At 68.2% G+C, this 12,128-nt stretch carries 13 protein-coding genes; 6 read left to right on the top strand and 7 right to left on the bottom strand.

Annotated elements, in window-relative coordinates:
* Positions 1 to 48 precede the first annotated feature (48 nt).
* Positions 49 to 384 (top strand): (2Fe-2S) ferredoxin domain-containing protein, encoded by a 336-nt coding sequence (locus tag BLT03_RS07910; RefSeq protein ID WP_092743005.1) that lies wholly within the window; start codon positions 49 to 51, stop codon positions 382 to 384.
* An 80-nt stretch (positions 385 to 464) separates the two neighbouring features.
* On the opposite strand, the gene BLT03_RS07905 is transcribed toward BLT03_RS07910, so the two are convergent.
* A complete protein-coding gene (locus BLT03_RS07905; protein ID WP_092743002.1) occupies positions 465 to 1,349 on the bottom strand; it encodes a LysR family transcriptional regulator in 885 nt (294 codons plus the stop codon).
* A gap of 97 nt (positions 1,350 to 1,446) precedes the next feature.
* On the opposite strand from BLT03_RS07905, the gene BLT03_RS07900 reads away from it, so the two are divergent.
* Positions 1,447 to 2,517 carry an alkene reductase gene (locus BLT03_RS07900; RefSeq protein WP_092742109.1) on the top strand — a complete coding sequence of 357 codons (1,071 nt, stop codon included), beginning with the start codon at positions 1,447 to 1,449 and terminating at the stop codon, positions 2,515 to 2,517.
* A gap of 40 nt (positions 2,518 to 2,557) precedes the next feature.
* Positions 2,558 to 3,493 carry an NADP-dependent oxidoreductase gene (locus BLT03_RS07895; protein ID WP_092742107.1) on the top strand — a complete coding sequence of 312 codons (936 nt, stop codon included), beginning with the start codon at positions 2,558 to 2,560 and terminating at the stop codon, positions 3,491 to 3,493.
* A 43-nt stretch (positions 3,494 to 3,536) separates the two neighbouring features.
* Here the strand turns inward: BLT03_RS07895 and BLT03_RS07890 are convergent, their stop codons facing one another.
* From BLT03_RS07890 to BLT03_RS07880, 3 genes are all read right to left on the bottom strand, one after another.
* Positions 3,537 to 3,839, bottom strand: coding sequence for a hypothetical protein (locus tag BLT03_RS07890; protein ID WP_092742105.1), 303 nt, complete (start codon positions 3,837 to 3,839; stop codon positions 3,537 to 3,539).
* A gap of 71 nt (positions 3,840 to 3,910) precedes the next feature.
* Positions 3,911 to 4,129 carry a hypothetical protein gene (locus BLT03_RS07885; protein WP_092742999.1) on the bottom strand — a complete coding sequence of 73 codons (219 nt, stop codon included), beginning with the start codon at positions 4,127 to 4,129 and terminating at the stop codon, positions 3,911 to 3,913.
* A gap of 208 nt (positions 4,130 to 4,337) precedes the next feature.
* Positions 4,338 to 5,246: a LysR family transcriptional regulator gene (locus BLT03_RS07880; protein ID WP_092742103.1), complete on the bottom strand. Its 909-nt coding sequence runs from the start codon at positions 5,244 to 5,246 to the stop codon at positions 4,338 to 4,340.
* 156 nt (positions 5,247 to 5,402) lie between these two features.
* On the opposite strand from BLT03_RS07880, the gene BLT03_RS07875 reads away from it, so the two are divergent.
* The gene (locus tag BLT03_RS07875) at positions 5,403 to 6,629 is read left to right on the top strand and encodes an MFS transporter (protein WP_092742101.1); all 1,227 of its coding nucleotides are present in this window, start codon (positions 5,403 to 5,405) and stop codon (positions 6,627 to 6,629) included.
* On the opposite strand, the gene BLT03_RS07870 is transcribed toward BLT03_RS07875, so the two are convergent.
* Positions 6,607 to 7,233, bottom strand: coding sequence for a flavin reductase family protein (locus BLT03_RS07870; protein ID WP_092742099.1), 627 nt, complete (start codon positions 7,231 to 7,233; stop codon positions 6,607 to 6,609). The genes BLT03_RS07875 and BLT03_RS07870 overlap by 23 nt on opposite strands.
* A 56-nt stretch (positions 7,234 to 7,289) precedes the next feature.
* The gene (locus BLT03_RS07865; protein WP_139160348.1) at positions 7,290 to 8,309 is read right to left on the bottom strand and encodes an AraC family transcriptional regulator; all 1,020 of its coding nucleotides are present in this window, start codon (positions 8,307 to 8,309) and stop codon (positions 7,290 to 7,292) included.
* A gap of 65 nt (positions 8,310 to 8,374) precedes the next feature.
* Here BLT03_RS07865 and BLT03_RS07860 point away from each other — a divergent pair, with 65 nt between their 5' ends.
* A complete protein-coding gene (locus BLT03_RS07860) occupies positions 8,375 to 9,655 on the top strand; it encodes an MFS transporter (RefSeq protein ID WP_092742097.1) in 1,281 nt (426 codons plus the stop codon).
* A gap of 134 nt (positions 9,656 to 9,789) precedes the next feature.
* On the opposite strand, the gene BLT03_RS07855 is transcribed toward BLT03_RS07860, so the two are convergent.
* Complete coding sequence (locus tag BLT03_RS07855; RefSeq protein WP_092742095.1) at positions 9,790 to 10,800, bottom strand: aldo/keto reductase; 1,011 nt, start codon at positions 10,798 to 10,800, stop codon at positions 9,790 to 9,792.
* 171 nt (positions 10,801 to 10,971) lie between these two features.
* Between BLT03_RS07855 and BLT03_RS07850 the strand changes: the two genes are divergently transcribed.
* Positions 10,972 to 12,123, top strand: coding sequence for an AAA family ATPase (locus tag BLT03_RS07850; RefSeq protein ID WP_092742996.1), 1,152 nt, complete (start codon positions 10,972 to 10,974; stop codon positions 12,121 to 12,123).
* The last annotated feature ends 5 nt before the right edge of the window (positions 12,124 to 12,128 follow it).

Raw genomic sequence — 12,128 nt, 5'->3', positions numbered from 1 at the left:
TCCGAATCCGACACCGCGCCCGCCACGGCGGCACCCACCGCCGTGCGCATGGCCATCAAACCGAAGATCGGCGCCTACCGCCGCCACATCCTCATCTGCACCGGCCCGCGCTGCGCGGAAGACGGGCAGGCCCAGGCGCTGTTCGACAGCCTGGGCGACAAGTTCAAGGCTGCCGGCCTGAACGACGGCGAACTGCGCGTCAAACGCAGCCGCGTGAGCTGCTTCGCCGCCTGCAAGGGCGGCCCGGTGATGTGCGTGCAACCTGATGGCACGTGGTACTACGACGTCACGCCCGCCAACATGGACCGCATCATCGAAAGCCATCTGGTGGGCGGCGAGCCCGTGGAAGACCTGGTGTTCCACCAGGGACCTTCGGGCGGTTGAATGGCTGAATGCGTCCGGCGGTCGGCCGGACGCGCGGCCTGCCGCACCGGGCCTGCCCGGGAGCCAGCACCGGCCGCAGCCTAAGGACCGACCACCAGCCGCTCCTGCAGGAACTCGATGAAGCGCAGCGTCTTCGCCGGCAAAAGCCGTGTCTCGGTCAAGGCGTACACCGGCACGGGGCTTCCATGCCAACCCGGTAGCACGCGGCGCAGGCGCCCCTCGGCCACATCGTCCGCGACGACGCCTTCGGCCAGCAACGCGATGCCTTGGTCCAGCACGGCCAGGCTGCGGTACATCCCCACGCTGTTGACCTTGAAGCGCTGGCCGATGGCGACGTCGGCCGTGGCATCCCCGTCGTTTTCATGCAGCACCCAGGGGCCGAACTTCGGGCTGCCGATGCATTCGTGCTGCGCCAGTTCAGCGGGGTTGGCCGGCTCGCCGGCTGTTTTCAGATAGCGGGGCGATGCGTACAGGTGGGTGGTCAGACGGGCCAGTTGGCGCGCGATCAGCGTCGAGTTCGGCTGCTCGCCCATGCGGATGGCGACGTCGAAAGGCTCGGCCACCAGGTCCACCCGGCGCGGGGTGAGGTCCAGGTCGAAGGCGATGCCCGGATAGCGGCGGGCGAACTCCGCGATCAGCGGCGCCATGTAGATGGTCGCAAAGTCCACCGGCAACGAGGCGCGCAGCACACCGCTGGGCTGGGCCAGCATGTCGCCCAGCTGCTCATGCGCGATCCGCGCCTCTTCGACGATGCGCCGGCAACTCTCGTAGTAGATCTGGCCCGCTTCGGTCAACTCGATCCTGCGGGTCGTGCGATGCAGCAGGCGCAGGCCGATCGATTTCTCCAGCGCGCCGATCCGGCGCGACAAGGTCGAGTTGGGTACTCCCGTGGCGTCGCCGGCCGCGCGAAAGCTCTTGGCCTTCACCACTTCCACGAAGAGCGCCATGTCGTTCAGGTATTCGATAGCCATTGCGTCAATTTTGGATCAATCATTCTCAATGAACCATCTTTATCTCATGGATAGGTTAATCGAAGATGCAGCTTCGTAACCGGAGAACCCCATGACCCCGCTCTTCAGCCCTGCCACCGTCGGCCGCTACACGCTTTCAAACCGCCTCGTGATGGCGCCGATGACCCGCTCCCGCGCCGCGCCCGACGGCACGCCCTCGGCCCTCGCGGCCACGTACTACGCCCAGCGCGCAGATGTCGGGCTGATCGTTTCCGAAGGCACGCAGCCTTCGGACGACGGCCAGGGCTATCTCACCACCCCCGGCATCTACACCGATGCCCACGTCGCAGGCTGGCAGGCCGTCACCGCGGCCGTGCACGCCAGGGGCGCGCGGTTCTTCCTGCAACTCATGCACACGGGCCGCATGTCCCACCCCGACAACACGCCCCATCACCGGCAGCCCGTGGCGCCTTCGGCCATCGCGCCCGGCGCGCCGATGTTCACGATGGCGGGCATGCAGCCCATCCCCGAACCGCGCGCGCTGACCACCGATGAGATCCGCCAGACCGTGGCGGACTTTCGCCTGGCCGCCCGGCGAGCGATCGAAGCCGGTGCCGACGGCGTCGAAATCCACGGTGCGAATGGCTACCTCGTCCAGCAGTTCTTCGCCCCGAGCGCCAACACCCGAACCGACCGGTACGGCGGATCGATCGAGAACCGTGCCCGCTTCGCGATCGAAGTGGTCACTGCGATCGCCGAGGAAATCGGCGCGGACCGGACCGCCATTCGCCTGTCGCCCGGCGCCACGCTGGGGGGCATCGATGAGGGTGCCGAAGGGCCGGCCCTGTACCGCTACCTGGCCGCCGAACTCTCCCCGCTGGGCCTGGCGTATGTGCATGTGATGCACGTGGGCGACGAGGCCCTGGTGGCGGACATCCGCAAGCTCTGGCGCGGCACGCTCATCGTGAACCGGCCTGGGCGCGCACGCGAGCAGATCGGCGCCGACCTCGCATCGGGCCTGGCCGATCTGGAAGCCTACGGACAGATGGTGCTGGCCAACCCCGATTTCGTGGAGCGCCTGAAAACCAACGCCCCGATGAACGCGCCCGACCACGCCACCTACTACGGCGGCGATGCGCGCGGCTACACCGATTACCCAAGCCTGGGCAGCGCAGCAGCCTGACACGGCCCGCCCGCATTGCATCCACACCGGAGAACCTCCCATGACGACGAAACAACGCGCGGTGCTGATCCGCGCCTATGGCGGCGCGTCCGCCGCCGAGATCGGCGAAATTTCGAAGCCCACCGCTGGCGACGGCCAGGTGCTGGTCCGCGTCCGGGCCGCGGGCGTGAACGGCCTCGACTGGAAAGTCCGCGAAGGCCTGGTCCAGAAGGTCTTCCCGCTGCCCCTGCCCGCGGTGCTGGGCATTGAATTGGCAGGCACCGTCGAGGCGGTCGGGCCCGGCGCCTCGCGCTTTCAGGTCGGCGACCGCGTCATGGGCCCGCTGGGCCGGCTCGGCGCCTACGCCGACTTCGTGCCGGTCGCCGAGGCGAACCTCGTGCACACGCCAGCGGGCCTGGACGACGTCCAGGCCGCCGGCATTCCCGTGGCGGCCGTGGCCGCCTGGCAGAGCCTGCACCAGGCGGGGCCCATCGCCGCAGGGCAGCGAATCCTGATCCATGGTGCCGCGGGAGGACTGGGCGGCTATGCCGTGCAGTACGCCAAGCGGGCCGGTGCCGAAGTCTTCGCCACGGCATCCGCCGCGCACCTCGACCACGTCCGCAGCCTGGGCGCGGACCATGTCATCGACTACCGGAGCCAACGCTTCGAGTCGGTGGCGCAGGGCATCGGCCTGGTGCTGGATTACGTCGGCGGCGAGGTGCTCGATCGCTCGTGGGGCGTGCTGGCCGAAGGCGGGGCCATCGTCAGCACGGCAGCGCCAGACATCGCTGCCCGCACACCGGCCGGCCATCGCGGATGGTGGTTCGTGAACCAGGCGGATTCGACGCTGCTGGCGTACTTCGCTGCCGAGATTGCGCAAGGCTCGCTGATCGCCAAGCTCAGCGAGGTCGTGGGCTTCAACGACATCCCGGCGGCCATCGAACGCAACCGCACCGGCCCCCGCATCGGCAAGGTGGTGGCCGACTTCGCGCGCTGATCACTTGGGCCGGTGGCTGGAGTGATGCGGCCTTGTCACGGCCTCAGCGCTGCGTCGGCTCGCGCGCTATCCAGCGCACCACGACCCCGGCCAGGTACAGCACCAGCGCCGAGGGCAGCGTGAACATCGATCCCCAGGCGCCGATCAAAAGCACCGAGTACGCCACATCGGACAGCCAGGGGGCCGATGCGCATTGCATGCCCGAGCCTTCGTTGCCCTGGCACCCGAGCAGGTGAAACAGCGGCCAGCCCACCAGAAGCAGCAGCACCGGCAAAAAGCCCAGAAAAATGCAGAGCAGGCCGAACCAGGAGCGCACGACGAAGCGGCGCAATGCAGCGGCGTTCATGGGAAAGCACCCCGTTCCATCGGATCAGCCCCGCAGCACCGTGCGAGGCAGCGGCTGGAACCTCTCCCGCATCACTTCTTCGTGCCCAGGACCAGCAGCAAACCGCCCACGGCGATGGCACCGATGCCGATCCACAGCGGGATGTTGACCGTCTCCTTTTCCTTGGCAGAGATCTCCAGCGGGCCGACCTTCACCACGGTGGTGTCCTTCGTGTAGCTGAAGCCGCCGTAGGCCAGGCCGAGTGCGCCTGCAACGATCAAGACAATGCCGATCAGCCGGGTGGGGTTCATGGTGTCGCGCTTTCCGTGAGCATTCGGCGCCGCGCCCTGCGGCATCGCAGCAGGGCAGGGGCGGCGCCAGGGGTTGAAAAAGAGTCCGTCGCGCCGGCAGCATAAGCGCTGGCGGCTGAGTCAGGAGCAGTTTGCTATGAAAATAATAGCTACCAGCGCAGATAAATAGCCGGTGGAGCCCTGAAAACACTGTGAACTCCACCCTGCTTCACCGGATCTGCAAGTGTTTCGCCAAGTGCTTCACCAGGCTGTCCACCTTCGGCAGCAGCTGCTTGCTGCGCGGCCAGACCAGGTGCAGGGGCAGGCCGTCGATGTCCTGGCCGGGCAGCAGGGGCGCCAACTGGCCCGCGCGCAGCGCATCGCCCACCAGCCACGTCGCCATCTGCGCCACGCCCAGCCCGGCGATGACGGCGTCGAGCTGCGCTTCTCCGTGGCCGACGATGGCGCGGCTGTCCACGGCCCGCCGCTCGGTCGGTCCGCCGTCGGTCGCGATCAGCCACGGGCTGGTGGTGCCGTCCGCGCGGCCGTAGGTCACTGCGTCGTGGTGGGCCAGGTCGGCCAGCGTGCCGGGCGTGCCCCTGCGCGTCAGATAGGCCGGGGAGGCGCAGAAAATCAGCCGCTCCCGGCCCAGGAACCGGTGTCCCAAGGCGTCGGGCCAGGTGTCCGGGCCGCCGATGCGCACGGCCACGTCGATGCCGTCGTCGATCACATCGACGAAGCGGTCGGTGAACGAAATGTTTGGCTGCACGGCCGGGTGCCCGGCCGCGAAGTCCACCAGCAGGCCCATCACCTGGCGCCGGCCGAAGGTGGCGGGCAGGTCGATGCGCAGGCGGCCGGAAGGCTCCGTCGCGTCTTCGGCCAGCACCCGTTCGGCCGATTCGATGTCTTCCAGCACGCGCACGCACACACGGTGGAAGGCCGTGCCCGCGTCGGTCAGCTGCAGCCGGCGCGTGGTGCGCTCGAACAGCCGCGTGCTCAGGCGCGCCTCCAGCCGCGCGATGGACTTGCCCACGGCCGAGGCGGTGAGGTTCAGCCGGTCGGCCGCTGCCGTGAAACTGCCCGCCGCCACGGCGGTGACGAACACATCGATGCCTTTGAGTCGTTCGGAACTGTGCATGGAAGGATGGGGTTGTGCCTGCTGCGTGCATGTGACTGCAGCGGCCGACCATTGCGGAAAATATTTCCATTAAACCAGGAAAAAACATCGCACAGCGGAAGTGCGATCTTGAATAACCTGGCGCGCTGCTACCACAGCCTCTTCGGTTTTCGATCCATGTCCACCCGCTCCCCCGCCGTGCCTCCCCTCCGTCCCGCTGCCGCTGCGCCGCATTCCGGCAGCGGCCACGCCTCCACCGTTGTGCTGGCCGTGGCCGCGTTCGTCATCGTCACCACCGAATTCCTCATGGTCGGCCTGCTGCCCGCTTTGGCGCGCGATCTGGGCGTCTCGGTCTCCAAGGCCGGCCAACTGGTCACGCTGTTCGCGGTGGTGGTGATGCTGTGCGGCCCGGTGCTCACGGCCTGGCTGGCACACATCGAGCGCAAGCGGCTGTTTCTCGCGGTGCTGGTGCTGTTCGCCGCGTCCAATGCGCTGGCGGCCGTGTCGCCCAACCTGTGGACGCTGGCCATCGCCCGGGTGATTCCGGCGCTGGCGCTGCCCGTGTTCTGGGGCACCGCCAGCGACACGGCCGCGCAGCTGGCCGGCCCGCAGCGCGCGGGGCGGGCGGTGGCCACGGTGTACCTGGGCATCTCCGGCGCCATGCTGTTCGGCATTCCGCTCGGCACGCTGGCGGGCGACGCCATCGGCTGGCGCGCGGCGTTCTGGATGCTGGCGGCGCTGTCGCTGCTGGTGGCGGTGTTGCTGTTCTTCGCCATGCCGACCCTGAAGACCACCGGGCGCGTGGCGCTCGCCGAACAGGCCCGCATCCTGCGCAGCCCGGCCTTCCTGGCGCAGGTGGCGCTTTCGGTCGTGGTGTTCACGGCCATGTTCACCGGCTACACCTACCTGGCTGAAGTGCTGGAACAGGTGGCGCACATTCCGCCCGCGCACGTCGGCTGGTGGCTGATGGGTTTCGGCGCGGTGGGCCTGCTGGGCAACTGGCTGGGCGGCCGGTGGGTGGACCGCAAGCCGCTGGCCGCCACGGCAGGGTTCAGCGCGCTGCTGGCGGCGGGCATGGTGGCGTCGATCCTGCTCGCGCCGTGGACGCTGGGCCTGGCCGCGGCGCTGGCGGTCTGGGGCGTGGCCAACACCGCGCTCTATCCCATCTGCCAGATCCGCGTGATGAAGTCGGCGCCCCAGGCGCAGGCGCTGGCCGGCACCATCAACGTGTCGGCGGCCAACGGCGGCATCGCGCTGGGCGCCGTGCTGGGCGGTGCAAGCATTCCGCTGTGGGGCGTGGGCAGCGTGGGATTCGTCGGGGCCGCTATCGCCTTGCTGGCCGTCGTGGCGGTGGCGTGGATGGTGCGTCCGGCGCGCGGCCTCAGCGCGGCCGGAACATCTTGAACACCTGCTCCGGCCCCACCGTGAAGTAATCCGCCGGGCCGCCCGCGCGCAGGATGTGCCCTGCGTTCGCCGTGTCGTACACGCCGTCTTTCAGCAGGGAGCGGTCGATGTGCACGGCCACGACCTCGCCCAGCACCAGCCAGGTCGGCACCTTGGTGCCATCCACGCCTTCGAGCTGCACGATCTGCGTGCGGCGGCATTCCATGGCGACGGGGCTCTGGGCCACCCGGGGGACGGAAACGATCTGCGACGGCGCGGGGGTGAGGCCGCCGAGCGCGAATTCGTCCACTTCGGGCGGCACGGCGGCGCAGGTCTGGTTCATGGCTTCGGCCAGGGGGCGGGTGGCCAGGTTCCAGACGAACTCGCCGGTGGCTTCGATGTTGGCCAGCGTGTCCTTGGCGCCGATGCTGGCGAAGCCGATGATCGGCGGGGTGTAGTTGAAGGCGTTGAAAAAGCTGTACGGCGCCAGGTTGAGCACGCCCGCAGCGCTGCGCGAGGCGATCCAGCCGATGGGCCGGGGGCCCACGATGGCGTTGAAGGGATCGTGCGGCAGGCCGTGGCCCAGGCGCGGTTCGTAGCTGTGGATGTCGGAGGGCTGGGTCATGGTCGTGTGACGATACACCGGCTCGCGGCCAAAGATGGCCTGTGCCTTGCGGGCGCTCAGTGCGGATCGGCCGCCACCGACGCCGGTTGCTGCTGTTGTTGCTGCCCCAGGAACCGCCCGGGCGTCTGCCCGACCGCGCGCCGCACCATGGCGCTGAAGGCGCTGGCGCTGTAGCCCAGTTCGGCGGCGATCTGGCCCACCGGCACGCGCGTGGCGGCCAGCGCCACGGCTTTGGACAGGATCACCTGCTGGCGCCACTGCGTGAAGGTGCTGCGCAGCTCGGTGTGGAAAAGGCGCGCCACGGTGCGCGGGCTGGCGCCCGTGTCGCGGGCCCAGTCCTCCAGCGTGGCGTGGCGGGTGGGGTCGGCCAGCACGGCCTTGCACAGGTGCAGCAGGCGCTTGTCGCGCGGCAGGTCCACGCCCAGGCGCAGGGCGGCGGCGCGGCGCACTTCGTCGCAGATCAGCGCACTCAGGTGGCGCTCGCGCCGCAGCGCTTCGGCCGTGGGCGGCACTTCGGCACCGTCGGGCTCGGTGGGCATTTCGCGCACCAGGGCACGCAGCAGTTCCGACACCTCCAGCACCCGGCACTGGCGCCAGGCCGGGTCGTCCGCCTCGCGCTGCACACCCCCGGCCCCGCCCGGGCCGCAGCGCCCGCGCGGCTGGTGCAGGTACAGCGTGCGCAGGTCGGCGTCCTGCACCATGGTTACCGCGTGTTCCACGCCCGGGGGAATCCACAGCGCGCGCGACGGGGGAACGATGTAGGTGCCCTGCGCCACGGTGAGGTGGATCACGCCCGTGGTCGAGATCGCCAGCTGCGCCCAGGGGTGGCGGTGGGGCAGCACCTGCGTGTCGGCCGGCAGCCAGCGGGTCTTGGCGCGCACCGGGCGCTGCGCGCTCGGCACGAACAGATCGGGCGTGAGCGAGCTGACGTACGAGACCGCGCGGCGCGGGCGCGTTTCGGGCGGTGCAGGCGGCGAGATGGCGCCCGCCACCGAGGGACGCGCGCCGGCGGCGGCACCGGCGATGGCCGCGCGTGCGGTGGTGCGCGGCAGCGTGGAAGGTAGAGTGCTTGGCATGTTCGCGATAGAAGTTGGCAGTCTATCGTCAACCTGCCGCCGCGTGCCTGCCTAAGATCGCAGGCATGACTTCCACCGCAAATCCCCCCGCCACAGCGCCCGCAGGCACGCTGCGCCAGGACGCCCGCACCATCGGCCTCATCGGCCTGGCGCACGGCTCGTCGCACTTCTTTCACATGCTGCTGCCGCCGCTGTTTCCGTTCCTGATTGCGGAGTTCGGCTTCAACTACTCGCAGTTGGGGCTGTTGGTGTCGGTGTTCTTCATCATCTCGGGCGTGGGCCAGGCGCTGTCGGGCTTTCTGGTGGACCGGGTGGGCGCCCGGCCGATCCTGTTCTTCGCGCTCTCCAGCTTCGCCGTGGCGGGCCTGATGGCCGGTACCTCCCAGGGCTACGCGGGGCTGGTGCTGGCGGCGGCGCTGGCGGGCCTGGGCAATGCGCCCTTCCACCCGGTGGACTTCACCATCCTGAACAAGCGCGTGTCGCCCCAGCGCCTGGGCCACGGCTTTTCGGTGCACGGCATCTCGGGCAACCTGGGCTGGGCCACGGCGCCGGTGTTCATGGCCGGCATCGCCACGGCCACCGGATCGTGGCGCACCGCCTGTCTGTGCGGGGCCGCGCTGGCGGCCGTGGTGCTGGCCGTCATGGTGTGGCAGCGCGACGCGCTGGACGACCGCCAGGGCGCCTGGGCCGCGGTGCCCAAGCCCGGTGGTGCTGCCGGCGCCGCAGCCGTGGCCGAGCACCCCATGGCCTTCCTCAAGCTGCCTTCGGTGTGGCTGTGTTTCTCGTTCTTCTTCTGGACGACCTGCGCCCTGAGCGCCATCCAGAGCTTCGCCAGCCCCGCGCTGCAGCAGATGTACGGCCTGCCGCTGTCCGTCACGTCGATGGTGGTCACGGGCTACATGCTGTGCGGCGCCGCCGGCATGGTGGTCGGGGGCTTTCTCGCCGGCCGCGTGGCCCGGCTGGAAGGCATCATCACCGTGTGCCTGCTGGCCACGGGCGTGCTGCTGCTGCTGGTGGGCACCGGCTGGCTGCCCGGCATGGGCGCCGTGGCATTCGCCGCGATCGCGGGCCTGGGCACCGGCCTGGCCGGCCCCTCGCGTGACATGCTGATCAAGCGCGCCGCGCCGCCCGGAGCGACGGGGCGGGTGTACGGCACGGTGTATTCGGGCCTGGACCTGGGCTTTTGCGTGGCGGCGCCCATCTTCGGGGCCCTGCTGGACCGCGGCGCGGCGCACGGCATCTTCTACGGCTCGGCGGCGGCGCTGGTGCTGGGCGTGGCCTCGGCCGGCGTGGTGGGTGCGGGCGTGGCGGCGCGGGCCCGTGCGTCGCGGCCCATGGCGGCCTGACGGACGCCGGCAGGTATCGCTGGCGGCCTGCCTGCCGCCTTCGGCACTTCAAGCCTTTTAAGCCTCCAGCGCATATTCCCCTAGGGAGTATTGCTATCTAAATAATAGCAATTGCCACCTGCTCCGCAGTGCGCTCAGAACACCTCGGTATCCACCTCGGCCTGCGCCTGCGGCGGGTAGCGGTCGCCGGCCATCGTGCCGTCGTGGATGAGCGCATCGAGCCTTGCCATCAGGCTGGCGTCGAGCGATACGTCCACCGCGCCCAGGTCGTCGCGCAGGTGCTCCACGCTCGTGGTGCCGGGAATCGGGATGATCTCCGGCCCCCGGGCCAGCAGCCAGGCCAGGGCCAGTTGCGCGGGCGTGCAGCCGGCCTCTTTCGCGATGGCCTCGTAGGCATCCAGCAAGCGCAGATTGGCCGCATACGCGTCGGGCGCAAAGCGGGGCATGGTGCGGCGGAAATCGCCCGGCACAAGCGTGGACACATCGCGCAGCGCGCCGCCCAGGAAGCCCCGCGCCAGCGGGCTGAACGCGACGAATGCCGTGCCCAGTTCGCGGCAGGCCTCGAGCACCGCGATCTCGGGGTTGCGCGTGCACAGCGAGTACTCGGTCTGCACTGCCGTGATGGGGTATTCGGCATGCGCGCGGCGCAGCGTGGCGGCCGACACTTCCGACAGGCCCACGCTGCGGATCTTGCCCTCGCGCACCAGATCGCCCAGCGTGCCCACGCTGTCCTCGATGGGCACGCGCCGGTCCCAGCGGTGCAGGTAATACAGGTCGATCACGTCCGTGCGCAGCCGCCGCAGGCTGGCCTCGCAGGTGGCGCGCAAGGTGCTGGGCCGGCCGTCGATCACGCGCACCAGCTTGCCGTCGCCGTTCACGTCCACGCCCTGCATGCCGCACTTGCTCGCCAGCGTGATGCGCTGGCGGTGCGGCGCCAGGATGTCCCCCACCAGCGTCTCGTTGGCCCCGAAGCCGTACAGCGCCGCCGTGTCGAACAGCGTCACGCCCTCGTCGAGCGCGGTCAGCAGCACCTGCTCGGCCTGCTCGCGCGAGGCCGGCACACCGTAGGCGTGGCTGAGGTTCATGCAGCCCAGGCCGATGGGGTGGACTTGGAAGGGGCCGAGGGAGCGGGGGTTGGAGTGCATTGAGAACGTCCTTGGCAAGGCACGAAGTTTTTTTGGAAGGAATCGAGCCGTCGTTGAAAACCGATGGGCACGGTAGCACGGCGCGTGACGGTGCCGCCGCGATAATCCAATGCCCGGGTATGCGAAGCCCCTCGCGTGTAATCCGTTATGGGGCGTTTCAAGGAGAAGATGATGTTGGTCACCCGACTCAAACTGAAGAACTGGCGGAATTTCCGGGCCATTGACGTGCCGCTTCGGGAGGTTTCTTACCTTCTGGGGCCGAATGCTTCAGGCAAGTCCAATCTTCTGGATGCATTTCGCTTTTTGCGCGATGTAAGCAAATCGAAAGGCGGGGGTTTGCAAACGGCTGTGGCTGATCGCGATGGAATCAGCAAACTGCGTTGTCTCCATGCACGGACTGATAACGAAGTGTTGATCGACATCGAGTTGGCATCTACCGCCGATTCGGCGCCTGAGTGGCGCTATGTGTTGGGGTTCAAGCCAGAAGGCAAAGGCGCGCAGAGAATCTTGATTTCAAATGAACAGGTCTGGAAGGACGGGCGACGTCTCTTCCAGCGGCCCGATGCGAGCGACAAGGCGGATCCCATCTTGTTGACGCAGACGCGGCTGGAACAGATCGGTGCCAATGGGCAGTTTCGAGAATTGGCGGAGTTCTTCGGCACCTTGACCTATCTCCATCTGGTGCCGCAATTGCTCAAATTTGCGGAAAAAATGGGCATCAATCGAATCGAAGATGACCCTTTTGGGCAAGGTTTTCTCGAGCGCATTGCCAAAACGCCGGAAAGAGCACGCACGGCACGCCTTAACAAGATCGGCGAGGCGCTGAAACTAGCCGTGCCCCAGTTCGCGGAGTTACGGTTCACGCCGGACAAACTCGGGCATCCGCATTTAGAGGCTTTATATGTTCATCACAGGCCAAACGCAGGCTGGCAATCGGAAGAGCATTTTTCAGATGGCACATTGCGTCTGCTGGGGCTGCTGTGGACGCTGCTGGAGGGTAACTCGCTGCTGTTGCTTGAGGAGCCCGAAATTTCCCTCAACGACGCGATCGTGAAGGAGATTCCACTGATCTTGCAGCGCTTGCAACGCAACAAGAAGGTGCGGCGACAAATTCTGCTGAGTACGCACAGCGAAGCCCTCTTGAGCAATCCTGGCATCGACGGCCGGGGCGTCGTACTGTTGGAGACCGGTGAGCAAGGTTCTACAGCGCGAACGGTCACTGCGCAGGAAGCGCGCGAGATACAGGCAGGTTTGTCTGTGGCGGAAGTCATATTGCCCAAGACCCGCCCGGCGTCAGTAAACCAGTTGGGCCTTTGGCAATGACTTTG

This window comes from Paracidovorax valerianellae (genome assembly GCF_900102625.1).
Lineage (GTDB): Bacteria > Pseudomonadota > Gammaproteobacteria > Burkholderiales > Burkholderiaceae_C > Paracidovorax > Paracidovorax valerianellae.
This window is presented reverse-complemented; position numbering and strand designations above follow the sequence as displayed.